General features: G+C 74.5%; 16 protein-coding genes. 12 read left to right on the plus strand and 4 right to left on the minus strand.

From position 1 onward, the window contains the following. Positions 1 to 221: 221 nt before the first annotated feature. From ACF1A5_RS23315 to ACF1A5_RS23340, 6 genes are all read left to right on the plus strand, one after another. Positions 222 to 1,103, plus strand: a complete 882-nt coding sequence (locus ACF1A5_RS23315) for a polysaccharide deacetylase family protein (protein ID WP_392194891.1) — start codon at positions 222 to 224, stop codon at positions 1,101 to 1,103. A 73-nt stretch (positions 1,104 to 1,176) separates the two neighbouring features. Continuing rightward, entirely contained in the window at positions 1,177 to 1,890 is a 714-nt protein-coding gene (locus ACF1A5_RS23320) for a peptidyl-tRNA hydrolase (RefSeq protein ID WP_392194789.1), read from the plus strand. A gap of 234 nt (positions 1,891 to 2,124) precedes the next feature. After that, the gene (locus ACF1A5_RS23325; protein WP_392194790.1) at positions 2,125 to 3,450 is read left to right on the plus strand and encodes a DUF692 domain-containing protein; all 1,326 of its coding nucleotides are present in this window, start codon (positions 2,125 to 2,127) and stop codon (positions 3,448 to 3,450) included. A gap of 329 nt (positions 3,451 to 3,779) precedes the next feature. Next, on the plus strand, positions 3,780 to 4,562 hold the full coding sequence (locus ACF1A5_RS23330) for a DUF4142 domain-containing protein (protein WP_392194791.1): 783 nt from the start codon (positions 3,780 to 3,782) through the stop codon (positions 4,560 to 4,562). Between the two features lie 108 nt (positions 4,563 to 4,670). Next, a complete protein-coding gene (locus tag ACF1A5_RS23335) occupies positions 4,671 to 5,447 on the plus strand; it encodes a TIGR04222 domain-containing membrane protein (RefSeq protein WP_392194792.1) in 777 nt (258 codons plus the stop codon). Positions 5,448 to 5,609: 162 nt separating this feature from the next. After that, positions 5,610 to 7,301 carry an alpha/beta hydrolase gene (locus tag ACF1A5_RS23340; RefSeq protein ID WP_392194793.1) on the plus strand — a complete coding sequence of 564 codons (1,692 nt, stop codon included), beginning with the start codon at positions 5,610 to 5,612 and terminating at the stop codon, positions 7,299 to 7,301. Positions 7,302 to 7,332: 31 nt separating this feature from the next. On the opposite strand, the gene hemQ is transcribed toward ACF1A5_RS23340, so the two are convergent. Both hemQ and hemG read right to left on the minus strand, forming a co-directional pair. Next, positions 7,333 to 8,064 (minus strand): hydrogen peroxide-dependent heme synthase, encoded by a 732-nt coding sequence (hemQ, locus tag ACF1A5_RS23345; protein WP_392194794.1) that lies wholly within the window; start codon positions 8,062 to 8,064, stop codon positions 7,333 to 7,335. Between the two features lie 4 nt (positions 8,065 to 8,068). Next, positions 8,069 to 9,523 carry a protoporphyrinogen oxidase gene (gene hemG / locus ACF1A5_RS23350; RefSeq protein ID WP_392194795.1) on the minus strand — a complete coding sequence of 485 codons (1,455 nt, stop codon included), beginning with the start codon at positions 9,521 to 9,523 and terminating at the stop codon, positions 8,069 to 8,071. Positions 9,524 to 9,685: 162 nt separating this feature from the next. On the opposite strand from hemG, the gene ACF1A5_RS23355 reads away from it, so the two are divergent. Then, complete coding sequence (locus ACF1A5_RS23355; RefSeq protein ID WP_392194796.1) at positions 9,686 to 10,669, plus strand: DUF4349 domain-containing protein; 984 nt, start codon at positions 9,686 to 9,688, stop codon at positions 10,667 to 10,669. Between the two features lie 27 nt (positions 10,670 to 10,696). Next, positions 10,697 to 12,112, plus strand: coding sequence for an FAD-dependent oxidoreductase (locus tag ACF1A5_RS23360; protein ID WP_392194797.1), 1,416 nt, complete (start codon positions 10,697 to 10,699; stop codon positions 12,110 to 12,112). A gap of 62 nt (positions 12,113 to 12,174) precedes the next feature. Here ACF1A5_RS23360 and ACF1A5_RS23365 read toward each other — a convergent pair whose 3' ends face one another. Next, positions 12,175 to 12,462 carry a hypothetical protein gene (locus ACF1A5_RS23365; protein WP_392194798.1) on the minus strand — a complete coding sequence of 96 codons (288 nt, stop codon included), beginning with the start codon at positions 12,460 to 12,462 and terminating at the stop codon, positions 12,175 to 12,177. Positions 12,463 to 12,579: 117 nt separating this feature from the next. Between ACF1A5_RS23365 and ACF1A5_RS23370 the strand changes: the two genes are divergently transcribed. Beyond that, a complete protein-coding gene (locus ACF1A5_RS23370) occupies positions 12,580 to 13,404 on the plus strand; it encodes a rhomboid family intramembrane serine protease (protein ID WP_392194799.1) in 825 nt (274 codons plus the stop codon). Positions 13,405 to 13,413: 9 nt separating this feature from the next. Here the strand turns inward: ACF1A5_RS23370 and hemE are convergent, their stop codons facing one another. Next, positions 13,414 to 14,493, minus strand: coding sequence for a uroporphyrinogen decarboxylase (gene hemE / locus ACF1A5_RS23375; protein ID WP_392194800.1), 1,080 nt, complete (start codon positions 14,491 to 14,493; stop codon positions 13,414 to 13,416). 120 nt (positions 14,494 to 14,613) lie between these two features. Between hemE and ACF1A5_RS23380 the strand changes: the two genes are divergently transcribed. From ACF1A5_RS23380 to ACF1A5_RS23390, 3 genes are all read left to right on the plus strand, one after another. Continuing rightward, on the plus strand, positions 14,614 to 15,279 hold the full coding sequence (locus tag ACF1A5_RS23380) for a DUF3000 domain-containing protein (RefSeq protein ID WP_392194801.1): 666 nt from the start codon (positions 14,614 to 14,616) through the stop codon (positions 15,277 to 15,279). Between the two features lie 372 nt (positions 15,280 to 15,651). Then, positions 15,652 to 16,314, plus strand: coding sequence for a response regulator transcription factor (locus ACF1A5_RS23385; RefSeq protein ID WP_356184276.1), 663 nt, complete (start codon positions 15,652 to 15,654; stop codon positions 16,312 to 16,314). A gap of 254 nt (positions 16,315 to 16,568) precedes the next feature. Continuing rightward, a complete protein-coding gene (locus ACF1A5_RS23390; protein WP_392194802.1) occupies positions 16,569 to 17,858 on the plus strand; it encodes a ribonuclease D in 1,290 nt (429 codons plus the stop codon). Positions 17,859 to 17,862 lie beyond the last annotated feature (4 nt).

Raw genomic sequence — 17,862 nt, forward strand, 5'->3', positions numbered from 1 at the left:
CGGGCCGTGCGATGGCAAATCACATGCGCCATTTAATAGCGTGTTGAATTGTTACCGCCCGAAAGAAGTTGAGGCGAAAAGCTTCTCGGAATTCCACCGGTAAATCGGGGGCGCGCTCCGGATCCGCCGGGCGGCGGCCGGGCGGGTGACCGCACGGTCGCGCCGCCGTTCATATGACTGGAGGCGGTCCTAACGTACGTCCGGTGACCCCATTCGTCAGACTGGTAAGACCTGTACGCCTTGTACTACGTGTACGACTTGTACGACGGGCGACCGCCGTCTGTCTCCTGGGCACCGCCCTCGCCGCCTGCGGCACCACCCACGCCCCCCGCCCCGAGCGGCCCGCCCCCTCGAAGTCCCCCGCCTCCCCCTCCGCCGTGGCGCCCTCCCGGCCGCCCTCCCTCGCCCCCGGCCCCGGCGGCCTCACCCCGGTCTTCAGCCACGGCCCGCGGACCGGGGGCAAGACGGTCGCGTTCACCTTCGACGCCGACATGACCGCCGACCAGGGGCCGCGCGCGGCGGCGGGCGAGCACTTCGACAACCCGGCACTCATCGCCACCCTGCGCTCGCTGAAGGTGCCGGCCACCGTGTTCATGACCGGCAGGTGGGCCGAGGAGTACCCGGAGGAGGCCCGCTCCATCGGCCGGGACCCGCTCTTCGAACTCGCCAACCACTCCTACAGCCACTACGCGTTCACCGGCGACTGCTACGGCCTGCCGAGGGTCTCCGCCGACCGGATGCGGCCGGACGTGGAGCGCGCGTACGAGGAGTTCCGCAAGGCGGGCGTGCCGCACCCGATGCCCTACTTCCGTTTCCCCGGCGGCTGCTACGACCAGCGGGCGCTGCGGGCGCTCAGCGGGCTCGGGGTGACCGCAGTGCAGTGGGACGTGATCAGCGGCGACGCCTTCGCGACGGACGCGGACGCGGTGGAACGGCAGGTGCTCGACGGGGTACGGCCGGGATCGGTCGTCGTCATGCACTGCACGCGCAGCGCGGCCCCGACCACCGAGCGCGTGGTGCGCGCCGTGGTGCCGGAGCTCCGCAGGAGGGGGTACCGCTTCGTGAAGGTGTCCGAGCTGATCGGCGAGTCCACCCGCCGCTGACCACCGGCCCCGCACCGAAGGCGCCCCACCTGCCCGCCGGTGAGCGCGGCGGGGGGTTGGCACACTGGTGGGCGTGAACAACGACATCCCCGTCCAGGAGAGCCCGTTCCGGTCCGAGCCCGGGGTCCGCGACCGGGCGCCGCAGTTCGTGCTGCCGCTGGTGGTGCGGATCGAGCGGGCCGCTCCGCCGGCCCGTACCGACGCGCTGGAGGCCGCGGCCCGGGCGGTCCTGGTGATGCTCTCCGACGAGCGGTCGCTCGGCGACGGGGAGTGGGCGCGGGCCGTTCGGGAGTGGCAGGACGCCCGGATCCGGAAGGTGGTCCGGCGGGCGCGGGGTGCCGAGTGGCGGCGGGCCGAGGCGCTGCCCGGGATCACGGTCACCGGCAAGTCCGCGGAGGTACGGGTCTTCCCGCCGGTCCCCCTGGACGGCTGGCCCAGGGAACTGGCCAAGCTCCAGGTCTCCGGAACCGATCTCGACGATCCCGAACCGCCCGCCCCGGCCGACCCGGGCACGCCCGTGCTGTGGCTGAGCCCGGCGGTGGAGATGTCCGCGGGCAAGGCGATGGCCCAGGCCGGGCACGGCGCCCAGCTCGCCTGGTGGGAGCTGACGGACGGGGAGCGCGAGGCCTGGCGGGACGCCGGGTTCCCGCTCGCCGTGCGCACCGCCGGGCCGGACCGCTGGCGCCGGCTGACCGGGAGCGGGCTGCCGGTGGTGCGCGACGCGGGCTTCACCGAGATCGCTCCCGGGTCCTGCACGGTGGTCGCCGACCATCCGGCGCTGCGGTAGCGCTCTCGCCCCTCGGTCCGTCGCCCACCGCCCTGTCGCCTCCCACCCCGTCCCCCACCGTCCCGTCGCCGCCCGAACCTCAAATGTTGCTCTGAAGACGGGGCCGTGAGGTTCGGCGGCGCGCCGCGGGGCCATACCCCCGTCACACCGGTACCGGTCCCGCCACTGGGGCGGAAGGGGACGGCACGGGGTGCCGGGCACGGGGAGGCGGGCGGGGGCCCGGAGGAGGGGACGATGGAGCGACTGGGGACGGGCATCGGCTGGCGGCCGGAGATCGCGGACGCCGTGGAGGACATGCCGGGCGTCGACTGGGTCGAGGTCGTGGCCGAGAACGTGTGCCCGGGGCATCTCCCCGAGTCGCTGCTGCGGCTGCGGGCCCGCGGGGTGACCGTGGTGCCGCACGGCGTCGGGCTCGGCCTCGGCGGCGCCGAACGGCCCGACGAGGGCCGGCTGACCGCCCTCGCCGAGCGGGCGCAGGCACTGGGGTCGCCGCTGGTCACGGAGCACATCGCGTTCGTACGAGGGGGCGGCCCGCTGACCGCCTCCCCGCGCCTTGAGGCGGGACACCTGCTCCCGGTGCCGCGCACGCGGGACGCCCTCGACGTGCTCTGCGAGAACGTGCGCATCGCACAGGAGGCGCTGCCGGTGCCGCTCGCGGTGGAGAACATCGCCGCCCTGCTGGCGTGGCCCGCCGAGGAGATGACGGAAGGTCAGTTCCTCTACGAGCTGGCGGATCGTACGGGCGTCCGGCTGCTGATCGACGTGGCCAACCTGCACACCAACCACGTCAACCGGGGAGAGGACCCGGCCAAGGCGCTCGCCGGACTGCCCCTGGAGGCCATCGCCTACGTGCATGTCGCGGGCGGCTTCGAGCGGGACGGCGTCTGGCACGACAGCCACGCCCACCCGGTCCCGCGGCCCGTCCTCGGCATCCTGACCGACCTCGCCTCGCGCGTGTCGCCGCCCGGGGTCCTGCTGGAACGCGACGAGAACTTCCCAGAACCGGTCGAGCTGGAGCGGGAGTTGGAGGCGATCCGGCAGGCGGTGCACGCGGGCCGCACCACGGCCGCGATCCGGCCGGGCGCCCCCACAGCACCCCGGCCGGCGGGCCCGGACGGCGCCGCGCAGGAGGCCGGCGCCCTCGGAAGTGCGCGGCAGCGGGTCTCTCTCGCGCAGACCGCGCTGCTGTCGGCGCTCGTCGCCGGGACGCCCGTGCCGGAGGGGTTCGACCGGGTGCGGCTGGGCGTGCAGGCGCGGGCGCTCGCGTCGAAGCGGGCCGGCGTGGTGGCGAAGGTGGCGCCGGAGCTGCCCGTGATCCTCGGAGAGGGGTACCGGTCCGCCTTCCTCGAATACGCGCACGGGCACCCGATGGCCGGAGGCTACCGGCGGGACGCGATGGAGTTCGCCGCCTTCCTGCTCGACGCCGGGCGGCCGCAGGACGCGGAGGCCCGGCGGGAGCTGCGGGAGTGGCGGCGGGAGCGTTCGGGCCCGGCGCCGAGGTCGCGGCGCCCGGCGGCGCGGCTCTCCCGCGCCGCCCGCCGGATCCTGTCCCGGCGCTGACGGCTCCCTCGCAGGCCCGCGCCCCTCCCGGCTGACCGGCGACCGGCGACCGGGGGCAGCGGAGGACAGACGGCCGGGCAACCGGCGAGAGACGGTCGACCGGATGCGGTGTGCCGGACTCAACAGTCCCTGCGCCGTCAGTGTCCGACTCACCCCTCTCTCTCCGCCTTTACCGCGACATGTCCGCCACACTTCGGGGCCCCCACCACACCATAAAGCCTGAATCGCACCGCTTCGTCCCCCGCGACGACCGCCTCGCTCCGCGCAGTAATATGCCAACTCCCCCGTCCCGAAACGCACTGACGTGCGGTGCCGTAACAGGAGGCACCATGCGACCGCGACCCCCCGTCAGGGGCAGAGGCGTGTTCAGCGGTACCGGGATCATCCTCTCGGCGCTCGCCGCCACCCTCGTGGCGCTGCTCTTCCCGCTCTGGTCCTACGCCCACCGCCCGGCCACCGCGTCCGCCGACGTGCTCAGCGCCGGGACGGTGGCGACACCGTACGGGCCGCTGTCCGCCCTCGACCGCGACTTCGTCACCAAGGTGCGGCTGGCGGGCCTGTGGGAACTGCCCGCGGGGCGGCAGGCCCAGCGAAAGGGCACCACCAGGGCGGTACGGACGGCGGGGCGGCACCTCGTGGCGGGGCACGTGTTCCTGGACGGTCGGGTGCGAGACGTCGCCGCCAGGCTCGGGCTGGGCCTGCCCAACGAGCCCACCGCGCAGCAGAAGCAGTGGCTCGCCATCCTCGGCGCGGCGCGGGGAGGGGAGTTCGACCGCCGGTTCGCCAACATCGCGCGCCTCGCGCACGGCAGGGTGTTCTCGCTGGTCGCGCAGGTCCGGGCGAGCACGCAGAACACGCTCGTGCGCGCCCTCGCCGACGACGCGAACACGACGGTGCTGGACCACATCCGGGTGCTGGAGGCCACCGGGTTCGTCGACTTCACCGCGCTGGCCAGGGACCTGGCCGCGAGCACCGGCCCCTCTCCCGGCGCTCCCTCCGGCACGCCCGTCCCCACCGTCGGCGCCGGCGAGGTCGTTCCGCTGACCCCGCCGGCGTCCCCGGCCTACTCGCTCCCGCCGGCCGCCTCCAGCCCGCCCCCGCGGACCCCATGACCCGGCCCCGGCCTCGCAGGACCAACGGAACGTCACATCTCGGCCACACTGCGTCCGTATGGTGAACAAGGCATGGCGTTTCTCAGGCCCCTGGCATAGAAACGCGTCATGTTCTGGGTCCTCCTCCTGCTGCTGGCCTGGGCCGTCGCCGGTGCGGCGTGCACGCGCCTGTGCCTGGCCGCCGTGCGCGCGGCGGCCGTCGACATGGACGCGGCCCGGGGACACGATCTGACGCTCTACGAGGCGGCGTTCCTGTCGGGCGGCCCCGCCCGGGTCGCCGACGTGACCCTGGTCTCCATGGCGCGCCAGCGCCGGCTGCTGCTCGCGCACACCGGCTGGGCGACGGTCGTCGACCCGCGCGGCCGGGACGAGATGGAGCGGTCGGTCATCGGCGCGATCGGGCCGGAGGGGCAGTCCCGGATCGCGCCGGTGCGGGCTGCCACGGCCGCCGCCGACGCGGTCCGCGGCCTCGCCGACCGGCTGGTCCGCGCGGGCCTGGCCGTGCCGGACGGGGCGCGGACGACGGTCGCGGCCGGGGTCCGCCAGGTGCGGGCCGCCGCGCTGGTGGTCCTCGCGCTGGGCGTGACCGCGCTGCTGATGCCCGGCCCGACCGGGATGCCGCGCGACCTGGTCGCCCTCTGGTTCGCGCTGCCCCTCGCGCTCGCCCTGAGCTGTCTCGCCATCGCCCGGGTGGAGATCCACCCGTACTCGCCGTGGGCCTCCCCGGCCGGGCAGCGGCTGCTGGGCGCGCTGCCCCGGCGGATGACCGGCGGCGGTGACGACCGCTCGTATCTGGCCTCGGTCGCCGTACGCGGCATCCGCGCGATCGGCGAGCCGGAGCTGCGGGCGGCCCTCGCGCACCGCGACCAGCCCTGGCACGACTGACGGGCCGCGCGAACGGCGGGACCCGGCGGACACCGCGGAGTGCGGGACCCGCACGGGGCGCATCGGGCGCATTGGCCCGACACCGGGCGGCCGGTGCTTGCCTTTCTCCGGGGGCGTACGAAATATCCCTTCTGTTGCCGTCGTGCGCCGAAGGGATACGTGATGAGAGCTGCCACCGTCTGCACGGCCGCCGGGTCCTTGGTCCTGACCGCCCTGGCCGCCGTGCCGGCCGTCGGCACCGGCGGCACGACGGCGGCACCACGGACGGGGGCGGCGGCCCTGCACGGCACGGCGGCGTCCGAGCTGGGCGGCACGGCGGCGGCCGCGGCGCGCGCCCGGGCGGCGGGCGTCCACTTCGGCAGGTGCGCCGGCGTGCCGGACGCGCCCCGCACCATGGAGTGCGGCACGGTCTCGGTGCCCCTCGACTACGCGCGCCCCGGCGGCCGGCAGATCCGGCTCACCGTCAGCCGGGTGCGGGCCACCCACAAGGACCCGCGCAACAGCAAGCGCAAGGTGCCCCGCCAGGGCGCCCTGGTCTACAACCCCGGCGGGCCGGGCGGCTCCGGCCTGCTCTTCCCGCTGATCGGGCTGCTGCCGGAGTGGAAGCGGATCGCCTCCGCGTACGACCTCGTCGGGTACGACCCGCGCGGGGTGGGCCGGTCGGCACCGCTGTCCTGCGAGGACCCCAAGAGCCACTTCAAGGGGCCGTCGGCCGCGCCGGCGCACCCCTCGGCGGCGTACAAGAAGCAGCACGTCGCCGAGGCCAGGGCCTACGCGCGGGGCTGCGGCAGGCGCGCCGGCTCCGCTCTGCGGTACTACACCTCCCTCAACAACGCCCGTGACCTGGACGTCCTGCGGGCGGCGCTCGGCGAGGACCGGGTGACGTTCATGGGTGCCTCCTACGGCACCTACTTCGGCGCCCTCTACGCGACGCTGTTCCCCTCGCACGTGCGCCGGATGGTGTTCGACTCGGCGGTGAACCCCGATCCCGCGCGGGTCTGGTACCGCAACAACCTCGGCCAGTCGGCCGCGTTCGAGGGCCGCTGGGCGGACTTCCGGGAGTGGGTGGCCCGGCACGACGCCGTGTACGGGCTGGGCCGCACGGCCGAGGCGGTGCTGCGCAGCTACGAACGGGCGCGGGCGCGGCTGGCCGCGAAACCGGCGGGGGGCGCGGTGGGGCCGGGGCAGTTGCAGGGGGCGTTCCTGAGCGCCGGGTACTACGACGACTACTGGCCGCGGAGCGCCGGGGCGCTGTCGGCGTATCTCAAGGGCGACCCGAAGCCGCTGGTCGCCCTGGCCGCGCCGGTGAAGGAGGGGGCCGTCGAGGCCGAGAACGGGGCGGCGGTCTACACGGCCGTGGAGTGCAACGACGCGCCCTGGCCGACGGACTTCCGGGTGTGGGACCGGGACAACACGCGGCTCGCGCGGGTGGCGCCGTTCGAGACCTGGGACAACGTGTGGACGAACCTGCCGTGCGCCTACTGGCCGGCGCCCCGGCAGCGGCCGCTGGACGTGCGGACAGGGCCCGGTGAGCTGCCGCCGACGCTGATCCTGGCCGCCGAGCGGGACGCGGCGACGCCGTACGACGGCGCCCTCGAACTCCATCGGCGGCTGGCGGGCTCGGTGCTGGTGACCGAGCGGGACGCGGGCACCCACGGCCTCGCGGGCGGGTCGAACGCCTGCGTGAACGCGCACCTGGAGGCCTACCTGCTGGAGGGGCGCCTTCCGGTGCGGCGCGCGGCCTGCGCGCCGCATCCGGAGCCCCGGGCGGCGAAGCCGCGGGCCGCCGCCGAGCGGAAGAGCCGGCGCGAGCCCCCCAGGGGGAGAGCCGGGCGGCTTGCCGCCCGGGGGTGACCGGTCCCGGCCCGGGGCCGGCCGGCGGGAGTCAGACGAGACCCGCGACCAGCTCCGGGACGTCCTTGCGGCGCCCGGTGAAGAACGGGACCTCCTCGCGCACGTGCATACGGGCCTCCGAGCCGCGCAGGTGACGCATGAGGTCGACGATCCGGTACAGCTCGTCGGCCTCGAAGGCGAGGATCCACTCGTAGTCGCCGAGGGAGAAGGACGCGACCGTGTTGGCGCGCACGTCCGGGTAGCCACGGGCCATCTTGCCGTGGTCGGCGAGCATCCGGCGGCGGTCCTCGTCGGGCAGCAGGTACCAGTCGTAGGAGCGCACGAAGGGGTAGACGCTGATGTAGTTGCGCGGCGTCTCGTCGGCGAGGAACGCCGGGATGTGCGAGCGGTTGAACTCGGCGGGGCGGTGCAGCGCCATGTTCGACCAGACCGGCTCCAGGGCGCGGCCCAGCTTCGTGCGGCGGAAGAGGTTGTACGCCTCCTGGAGCTGGTCGCTGGTCTCGGCGTGCCACCAGATCATGACGTCCGCGTCGGCCCGCAGGCCCGAGACGTCGTAGGTGCCGCGGACCGTCACGTCCTTGGCGGCGAGCTGGTCGAACAGCTCCTGGACCTCGTCGGCGTAACCGGCGCGGTCGGCGGGGAGCGCGTCCTTCAGCTTGAAGACCGACCACAGGGTGTAGCGGATGACCTCGTTGAGGTCCTTGGCCAGCTTGCCCTTGTTCGGGATCCTGCCGGACTCGGTGGTGGAGGCGTCGTCACTCATGGGGCTATTCTCCCGCTCCGCCGTGCAGGCTCTGCACCGGGTGGGCGGTGAGTTCCTGCACAGCGCCCAGGTCGCCGCCGAGCTGGTCCACCGCCGCGTACGCGCTCGCCACGCACGCGGGGATGCCGACGCCGTCGTACTGCGCCCCGCACACCGCCAGGCCGGGGAGCCCGGCGACGTGCCCGCGGATGCGGGCCACGCGCGCGTGGTGGCCGACCGGGTACTGCGGCAGGCCGTCGTCCCAGCGGGTGACCCGGGTCTCCAGCGGGGTGGCGTCCAGGCCGGTGGCCTCGCGCAGGTCGTGCCGGGAGACCTCGACGAGGTCGGCGTCCTCCCGCCGGAGGATCTCCGTCTCGCCGTACCGCCCGACCGAGGTGCGCAGCACCACCGTGTCCGGGTCCTGGTCGGCGATCCAGCCCCACTTGGCGGAGGCGAAGGTGGAGGCCTTGACGGTGTGCCCGTCGACGGGCGGCACCAGGAAGCCGCTGCCCTCCGGCAGGGCGGTGTCGCCGCGGCGGTAGGCCAGGGTGACCAGTGCCATGGACGCGTACTCCACGGCCCGCAGCTCCGCGGCGGCCTCGGGGGACTCGGCGGCCAGCAGCCCGGCGGCCGCGGGCGCGGGCACGGCGACCACGACGGCGTCGGCGTGCAGCGCCCGGTCCCCGGCGACCACCCGCCAGCCCGTCGGCCCCTCCCTGCGCAGCTCCGTCACCGGGGTGCCGGTGAGGATCTCGCCGCCGCGGGCCCGCACCGACTCCGCCACGGCGAGCGGGAGCCGGCCCACACCCCCCTCGATGCCCAGGAACACCGGGCCGGTCTGGCCCGCGGCGGCGGCCTTCGCCTGGATCTCGCGCACCGCCTCCGTCAGTGAGGCGTGCGCGCGGGCCGCCTCGAAGAGCTGGGGGACGGCCGAACGCATCGAGATGCGGTAGGCGTCGCCCGCGTAGACCCCGCCGAGCAACGGCTCGACCAGCCGGTCGACGACCTCGCGGCCCAGGCGCGCCGCCACGTACTCCCCGACGGCCACGTCGTCGCCGATCTCGGTGCGGGGCAGCTCCGCGTCGCGCTCGATGCGGGCCAGTCCCTCCTCGGACAGCAGGCCGGCCAGGGCGGCGGAGGTGCCCGGGACGCCCATGACGTGTCCCTTGGGCATGGGGCGCAGCGCGCCGCGGGTCCAGATCGAGGCGGTCGCGGTGGCCGGCGGCCGCAGCCGGTCGCCGAGGCCCACCTCGCGGGCGAGGCCGACCGCCTCGGGCCGGCGGGCCAGCATCGACTCGGCGCCGAGGTCCACCCGCACGCCCGCGATCTCGCCGGGCAGCAGCTTGCCACCGACCCGGTCCGCCGCCTCCAGCACGGTCACCCGCGCCCCGCGCTCCAGCAGCCGGTGCGCGGCCGCCAGCCCCGCGATCCCGGCCCCGATGACGACGACATGCCCCGATTCCGCACCCGTTGCGCTCATGGCCCCACTCTCTCAGACCCCTCTGACACCCCCCGCCGTGCCCCGGTGTCCGGCACGAGTCCCGACCGTGACCGCATCGGGATCATTTTTGGCCAACGTTCCGCGCGGGCCGGGCGTCGAAGGAGCGTCAGTCGTCAGGAGATCCCCCGGGGGTAGGTCCACATGCTCGTACGACGTTCCGTCCGACCCGTTCACGCCCTGTCCGGGCTGCTGCTCGCGACCGCGCTCACGCTCACCGGATGCGCCGCGGGCGGCGGCTCCGACGACAAGCCCGCCGCCGCGGGCGAGGCCCGACGGGGCGCGGCGGAGGGGAGCGCGGCGGACGGGGGTGCGGCCTCCGGCGCGAAGGCGGGCCCGCAGGGCACCGCGGCGCCCCGGATCACCGCGAGCCACATCATCCGCACCGCCTCCCTCACCGTGCAGGTCCGGGACGTTCCGAAGGCGCTCGACGCGGCCCGCGCGACCGCCGAGGAGGCGGGGGGCTACATCGGCGACGAGAGCACCAGCAGGGACGACGGCGGCCACGAACGCACCCGGGTCGTGCTGCGCGTGCCCACCGACCGGTACGACGAGGTCCTCACCGACCTGGCGGGCACCGGCAGGCTCCTGGAGCGCACGGCGAAGGCGAAGGACGTCACCGACCGGGTCGTCGACGTCGAGAGCCGCATCAGGTCGCAGCGCGCCAGCGTGGCCCGGGTACGGGCCCTGATGGACCGGGCCGACAAGATCGGTGACGTGGTCACGCTGGAGGGCGAGCTGAGCCGCCGCGAGTCCGATCTGGAGGCGCTGCTGGCCCAGCAGGCCGCCCTGAAGGACCGCACGAGCCTGGCCACCATCACCCTGTCGCTGTCGGAGACCCCGGTGACCCGGGCCGCCGGGGACGACGGCCCGGGCTTCGTGGACGCGGTGAGGGGCGGCTGGCACGTCTTCGTCACCGTGGTCCGCTGGATCGCCCTGGCGCTCGGCGCGGTGCTCCCGTTCGCCGCGACGGCGGCGCTGTTCGCCGTGGTGTGGGTGCGGTTCGTACGGCCCCGGCGGGCCCGCCGCCCCGCAGCCGCGCCGGCTCCCGCACCGTCCGCGGCCGGACCGCTGCCGGCGGCCCCGCCGGCGCCACGACCTGGCGGGGAGCAGGGTCGGCGCCCCTGAAGTCCCGCGTGGCCGTAGCGTGTTCGCATGAGCATGAGCGGTGCGCGGGGAACGAGAGAGCGACTGGTCGTCGTCGGGGCCGACGCCGCGGGGATGTCCGCGGCGTCGCAGGCACGGCGGACGCGCGGGCCCGACGAGCTGGAGATCGTGACGTTCGAACGCGGCCGCTTCACCTCGTTCTCGGCGTGCGGCATCCCGTACTGGGTGAGCGGCGACGTCGGCGAACGGGACCGGCTGATCGCCCGCACGCCCGAGGAGCACCGCGCGCGGGGCATCGACGTGCGTCTGCGCACCGAGGTCACGGAGATCGACGTCGCCCGGGGCCGCGTCCGCGCGCGGGACCTCGATTCCGGGGCCGAGTCCTGGACGTCGTACGACGATCTGGTGATCGCCACCGGCGCCCGTCCCGTCCGGCCCGACCTGCCCGGCGCCGGCGCGCCCGGCGTGCACGGGGTGCAGACGCTGGACGACGGCGAGGCACTGCTCGGCACCCTGACCCGCGTGCGCGACCACGCCGGAGCGGCCCGTCCCGGGCGCGCGGTGGTGGTCGGCGCGGGCTACATCGGCGTGGAGATGGCCGAGGCCCTCATCAAACGCGGTTACGAGGTGACGGTCGTCAACCGCGGCCGGGAACCCATGTCGACGCTCGACGCGGACATGGGCCGCCTGGTGCGCCAGGCCATGGAGGGGCTCGGCATCACCATGGTCGACGACACCGAGGTGACCGAGATGCTCACCGGGGACGACGGCCGGGTCCGGGCGGTGGCCACCGCCGAGGCCGAGTACCCGGCGGACGTCGTGGTGCTCGGCATCGGCGTCCGCCCCGAGACGGCCCTCGCGCGGACGGCGGGGCTCCCGCTCGGCGCGCACGGCGGCCTGCTCACCGACCGGGCGATGCGGGTGCGCGGGCACGAGAACATCTGGGCCGGCGGCGACTGCGTCGAGGTCCTGGACCTGGTCTCCGGGCAGACGCGGCACGTCCCGCTGGGCACGCACGCCAACAAGCACGGCCTGGTCATCGGCACCAACATCGGCGGCGGTTACGCCACCTTCCCGGGCGTGGTCGGCACCGCGGTCAGCAAGGTGTGCGACCTGGAGATCGCGCGCACCGGGCTGCGCGAGAAGGACGCCCGCCGGGTGGGGCTGCGGTTCGAGACCGTCACCATCGAGTCGACGAGCCGCGCGGGCTACTACCCCGGCACCTCCCCCATGACGGTCAAGATGCTCGCCGAGCACCGCACCGGCCGCCTGCTCGGTGTCCAGATCGTCGGTCGCGAGGGCGCGGCGAAGCGGGTCGACATCGCCGCGGTCGCCCTCACGGCCGGGCTGACGGTGGAACAGATGACGGCGCTGGACCTGGGGTACGCGCCCCCGTTCTCACCGGTGTGGGACCCGGTCCTGGTGGCGGCGAGGAGGGCGGCCGCGAAGGTGCGGGACCGCTAGGGACTCTCTTCCGGATCCCGCCGGGACGCGGGGATCCGCAACGCCCTCCCGGGACGGCACATCTAGGCCGTCCCGTTGAGCCGCGGCAGCGACGCCACCGACGCGCTGGAGGACGTCACCGCGGCGGGCTGCTCCCCGGCCGGCTTCGCGTGCGCCGCGGCCGGCCGGGTGGACCGCAGCCGGTTGCTGACGGCCTCGTCGAGCGTCACCGGCCGCTGCATCTGCGCGGCCAGCCGCCCGGCCTCCTGGCCCAGTCGGGCCACGTCCTCCCACGGCAGCCGCACCACCAGCGAGATCTCCGCCTCGCCGTCCGGCAGGGCGTGCATCGGAGGAGTAACTCGGTCGTTCATCGCCTGATCCTCACGTCGTCCCCGCGGCCCGCATCCCCGTGCCGCCGCCGAGACATACGGACGGCCGGCGGGCCGCGTTCATCGATTCGCCGGGCGAATGGCGGGCACTACTCACATGTGGTCATACCCGTGCACGACCTGAACCCGGTGCGCCGTACCCCCTGGGTGACGTACGCCCTCCTCGCCGCGAACGTCGCCGTGTTCCTGTTCATGCCCGGCCTGGCCGGGTCCGTGGCGGGCGACAGCTCCCTGTCCCAGTTGTGCCATCTGCAGGCGTTCACGGACCACTTCGCCGCCGTGCCCCGCGAGTTGATCCACCATCAGCTGCCGTCGCTGGTGCCGACCGGCGCGGTCGGGGTGGGCGCGCACGGGCCGGGCTGCGTGCTGGGTCCGCCGGGCTACGACAAGTCCCCGCCGCTGTCGGTGTTCACGGCGATGTTCCTGCACGGCGGCTGGCTGCACCTGCTGGGGAACATGCTGTTCCTGTACATCTTCGGCAACAACATCGAGGACCGCATGGGGCATGTGCGGTTCTTCCTCTTCTACGTCGCCTGCGGCTATGCGGCCGGGTACGGCTTCGCGCTGCTCAACGCCGACTCCGCCACCCCGCTGATCGGGGCCTCGGGAGCGATCGCGGGTGTGCTCGGCGCCTATCTGGTGCTGTATCCCAGGGTCCGGGTGTGGGTCCTGGTGCCTTTCCTGATCTTCCTGCCGCTGCGGCTGCCGGCCTGGCTGGTGCTCGGCTTCTGGTTCGTGCTGCAGGCGCTGTACTCGTCCGGGGAGGGGGTGTCCGGCACGGGCGCCGTGGCGTACGCGGCACACGTCGTCGGCTTCCTCGTCGGCATGCTGATCGCGCTGCCGCTGCGCCCCGGCACACCGCCCCCGCCGGAACCGCGCCGCCTGCTCTTCGGCAGGCAGGCCCGGCCCCGGCACACGTGGTGAGCGCCGCGCTCAGCGCGCGGTCTGCGTGTGGACGTACTCGACGAGACGGGTGAGCGCGTCCGGCTCGGTGGTGGGCAGGACGCCGTGGCCCAGGTTGAAGACGTGGCCCTCCAGGCCCGCGGCCGCGTCCAGCACCTCGCGGGTCTTGGTCTCGACCGCCTCCGGGCCGGCGAACAGGACCGCCGGGTCGAGGTTGCCCTGGAGCGCCTTGCCCGGGCCGACGCGGCGGGCGGCCTCGTCGAGCGGGACGCGCCAGTCGACGCCGACCACGTCCGCGCCCGCCTCGCCCATGAGGCCGAGCAGTTCACCGGTGCCGACGCCGAAGTGGATGCGCGGGACGCCGTACCCGGCGACGGCCTCGAAGACCTTGCGGGAGGCCGGCACGACCGAGCGGCGGTAGTCGGCGGGGGCCAGGGCGCCGACCCAGGAGTCGAAGAGCTGCACGGCGCTAGCGCCCGCCTCGATCTGCACCTTGAGGAAGGCGGCCGTGATGTCGGCGAGGCGGTCGAGCAGGTCGGACCACAGCCGCGGGTCGCCGTACATGAGCGCCTTGGTGTGCTCGTGGTTGCGGGACGGTCCACCCTCCACGAGATAGCTCGCGAGGGTGAACGGCGCCCCCGCGAAGCCGATCAGCGGGGTGGCGCCGAGCTCGCGGGTGAGCAGGCCGATCGCCTCGGCGACGTAGGAGACGTCCTCGGGGGTGAGGTCGCGGAGCCGGTCCAGGTCGGCACGGGAGCGGATCGGGCGCTCGACGACGGGGCCGACGCCCGGCTTGATGTCGAGGTCGACGCCGATGGCCTTCAGGGGCACGACGATGTCGCTGAAGTAGATCGCCGCGTCCACGCCGTGCCGGCGGACCGGCTGGAGGGTGATCTCGGTGACCAGCTCGGGCCGCATGCAGGACTCGAGCATCGGGATGCCCTCGCGCACCTTGCGGTACTCGGGGAGGGAGCGCCCGGCCTGCCGCATGAACCACACCGGTGTGTGCGGCACGGGCTCGCGCCGGCACGCCCGGAGGAAGGCGGAGTCGTAGGTGGCTGTCGGCGGCTGCGGCTGCGGCCCGCCCGCGGGGGTCTCGTTGGCACTCACGGTGGCAAGTCTCGCACGGCCGGAAGTGCACTTCGTGCGAGGTGCGGGATCGCGCTGCCGCCGCCCCCGGCGGGGTGTCTTGCCCTGCACCGGAGCCCCGTTCCCCTTACTCTTCCCCGCATGGCTGCGGCACAGGGACGACTGTCGGACGGCGCTGACGGGATGGACGACGCGAAGGAGGAGGAGCATGCGGACAGGTCGGCTCCGTTGCCCTTCCGGGCCGCCGTCGACGCGCTGCGGGCGGCGCGGGTGCGACCGCAGGTCGAGATCGAGCAGGTGCCCGCGCCGAAGCGCCTCGCCCCGTTCGCGTACGCCCTGGAAGCCACGGTCGTCGACGGCGAGCAGGAACTCGCCGACGGCCGCCTGGTGCTGCTGCACGACCCGGCCGGGCACGAGGCCTGGCAGGGCACGTTCCGGCTGGTGACGCTGGTGCGCGCGGAGCTGGAGGCGGAGATGGCCGTCGATCCGCTGCTGCCGGACGTGTGCTGGTCGTGGCTGACCGGCGCGCTCCAGGCGCGCGGTCTGACGTACGGGGAGCCGAGCGGCACCGTCACGCGCGCCTCCTCCCACTACTTCGGCGGGCTGTCGCCACGCCCCGCCGCCTCGCAGATCGAGATCCGTGCCTCCTGGACGCCGCGGGAGGGCCTGGGCGGGGCGCCGGACACGGCCGCCCACCTGGCGTCCTGGTGCGATCTGCTGGCCCAGGTCGCGGGGCTGCCGCCGGCCGGGCCGGGCGACGCCTCGGTGGTGACGCTCCCCCAGCGGCGCGGTCCGCAGTCGCGCTGAACCCACCCCTCGGCCCCACGCGCCGAACCCCCGGGCCGCCCGCACCGGCCGGGCCGGCGCCGGGTCCCGGACGCGGGGCCGGCCGATCGCTGTGCGCTCCTGCCCGGGAGGCTTACCGCCTTCTTGCTGTCCCTTTGTCGATACGGCCATATTCGGGCGGGTATCGACGCTGAACGGCCCCGTCCGAACCGATTCGATCTTCGGATGATCGATAGCGTGTCCGAATTGCACGGATTGTTACTCACCAGATCGTGATCATTCTCTAAAGGACACCGGGTTTGGTGCCGAAGACGACTGTGACCTTGCAAGCACGGTTAGTCCCGGCTTCGCCCCCACAAGCCGGCCCCGTCCCCCACCCCCCCAGGAGGCCTGGTGTCCGTTCTCCTCGAGCAGCCCGCAAGCCTGGTCGCCTACCGCCCGAACAAGCCGACCGCCATGGTCGTCGTGGCGGACCCGCGCGTCCGTTCCACCGTGACCCGGCACCTGTGGGCGCTCGGAGTCCGTGACGTCATCGAGGCGTCGTCCGTCGCGGAGGCCCGCCCCCGCATCGGCAACCCGCGCGACATCTGTGTCGCCGATGTCCACCTGCCCGACGGGTCCGGGCTCACCCTGCTGTCCGAGACCCGCGCCGCCGGCTGGCCCAACGGGCTGGCCCTGTCCGCCGCCGACGACATCGGTGCCGTCCGCAACGCCCTCGCGGGCGGAGTGAAGGGCTACGTCGTCACCGGCACCCGCACCAACCTCGGGCTCCCCACCCGGCCCGGTGCCGCCCCCATCGGTTCGGCCGCGGCCAGGCTGCACCGCCGCCCCCCGGGTGCCCCGAGCCACCCGGGCGGCTACCGAGAACTGTCCGGCCGCGAGGTCGAGGTGCTGCGGCTCGTCGCCGAGGGCCAGTCGAACAAGGCGATCGGCGTCTCGATGGGCCTGTCCGCGCTGACCGTCAAGAGCCACCTCGCCCGCATCGCCCGCAAGCTCGGCACGGGCGACCGTGCCGGCATGGTGGCGGTGGCCCTGCGGACCGGCATCATCCACTGACCGGAGCCGGTTCCCGGCACCGGAACGACCCCCCTGAGCAAGATCCATCCCGTCCACGTCACCCTTTTCGCGGATCAGGCCGAGAATCGCGACGATTCCCCCACGTGACCGGTGCCGACAGCCGGTCCCGCCGCCTCCTCCCTGCCGGTCGTCAACCGGACGTGTCATCGACCTGACCGGTTTACGACCCCCCGGCGCCCGCCGACGGAACGTTCCGTCGGCGGGCGTCGTCCATCCACGGATACCCTTGACAGGTGACCGACGCCCAAAAGACCGCAGCAGACAGCCCACTGCGCACCACCGGAGGCGCCCCTCCGGACGACGGCGGATCTTCTGACACAGGGGCGCCGATCCCATTGCTCGAACCGCGCGAGGGCATCCCGCCCGTCGTCGCCGACGCGGAGACGCTCGCGGAGGTGGTCGCCGCGTTCGCCTCCGGCTCCGGCCCCCTCGCCGTCGACGCCGAGCGGGCGTCCGGCTACCGCTACGGCCAGCGCGCCTACCTGGTGCAGCTGCGCCGGGAGGGCTCCGGGACCGCGCTGATCGACCCCGTCGCCTGCCCGGACCTCTCGGTCCTCGGCGACCGGCTGGACGGCGTCGAGTGGGTCCTGCACGCCGCCACCCAGGACCTGCCGTGCCTGCGCGAGATAGGCATGGTGCCCACCAGCCTGTTCGACACCGAGCTGGCCGGCCGGCTCGCCGGGTTCCCGAGGGTCGGGCTCGGGGCGATGGTCGAGGGCGTCCTCGGCTTCGTCCTGGAGAAGGGCCACTCCGCCGTCGACTGGTCGACCCGGCCGCTGCCCGACCCCTGGCTGCGGTACGCGGCCCTCGACGTCGAGCTCCTCGTCGACCTGCGGGACGCCCTGGAGAAGGAGCTGGACCGGCAGGGCAAGCTGGAGTGGGCACGGCAGGAGTTCGACGCCATCGCCTCCGCGCCGCCGCCCGAGCCCCGCAAGGAGCCCTGGCGCCGTACGTCCGGACTGCACAAGGTGCGGCGCAGGCGGCAGCTGGCGGTGGTGCGGGAGCTGTGGGAGACCCGGGACCGGATCGCCCAGCGCCGGGACGTCTCCCCCGGCAAGGTGCTCTCGGACACGGCCATCGTGGAGGCCGCCCTCGGCCTGCCGTCCAACGCGCACGCACTGGCCGCGCTGAACGGCTTCGGGCATCGCATGGGCCGCAGACAACTGGAGCAGTGGCAGGCCGCGGTGGAGCGCGCCCGCGCCCTGCCCGACCCCCAGCTTCCCCAGCAGGGCCAGCCGGTGACCGGACCGCCGCCGCCCCGGGCCTGGGCCGACAAGGACCCGGCGGCCGCCGCGCGACTGTCGGCGGCACGAGCCGGCGTCTCGGCGCTGGCCGAGCGGCTCGCCATGCCGCAGGAGAACCTGGTCGCGCCGGACGCCGTGCGGCGCCTGTGCTGGGAGCCGCCGAAGGACGTCGACGCCGAGTCGGTGGCGGCCGCGCTCACCGGCCACGGGGCGCGTCCGTGGCAGGTGGAGCTGGTCACGCCGGTGCTGGTGGCGGCGCTGACGGCGAAGGGCGCCTGACGCC

It is taken from the genome of Streptomyces sp. NPDC014864, from assembly GCF_043081525.1.
In the GTDB taxonomy this organism is placed as follows: Bacteria; Actinomycetota; Actinomycetes; order Streptomycetales; family Streptomycetaceae; genus Streptomyces.

Bases quoted from the DNA above. Each gene is read 5' to 3' on its own strand.
- ACF1A5_RS23325 (WP_392194790.1), top strand. From the start codon at position 2,125: ATGGAGCGACTGGGGACGGGCATCGGCTGGCGGCCGGAGATCGCGGAC.
- ACF1A5_RS23330 (WP_392194791.1), top strand. From the start codon at position 3,780: ATGCGACCGCGACCCCCCGTCAGGGGCAGAGGCGTGTTCAGCGGTACC.
- ACF1A5_RS23335 (WP_392194792.1), top strand. From the start codon at position 4,671: ATGTTCTGGGTCCTCCTCCTGCTGCTGGCCTGGGCCGTCGCCGGTGCG.
- ACF1A5_RS23340 (WP_392194793.1), top strand. From the start codon at position 5,610: ATGAGAGCTGCCACCGTCTGCACGGCCGCCGGGTCCTTGGTCCTGACC.
- hemQ (WP_392194794.1), bottom strand. From the start codon at position 8,064: ATGAGTGACGACGCCTCCACCACCGAGTCCGGCAGGATCCCGAACAAG.
- hemG (WP_392194795.1), bottom strand. From the start codon at position 9,523: ATGAGCGCAACGGGTGCGGAATCGGGGCATGTCGTCGTCATCGGGGCC.
- ACF1A5_RS23355 (WP_392194796.1), top strand. From the start codon at position 9,686: ATGCTCGTACGACGTTCCGTCCGACCCGTTCACGCCCTGTCCGGGCTG.
- ACF1A5_RS23360 (WP_392194797.1), top strand. From the start codon at position 10,697: ATGAGCATGAGCGGTGCGCGGGGAACGAGAGAGCGACTGGTCGTCGTC.
- ACF1A5_RS23365 (WP_392194798.1), bottom strand. From the start codon at position 12,462: ATGAACGACCGAGTTACTCCTCCGATGCACGCCCTGCCGGACGGCGAG.
- ACF1A5_RS23380 (WP_392194801.1), top strand. From the start codon at position 14,614: ATGGCTGCGGCACAGGGACGACTGTCGGACGGCGCTGACGGGATGGAC.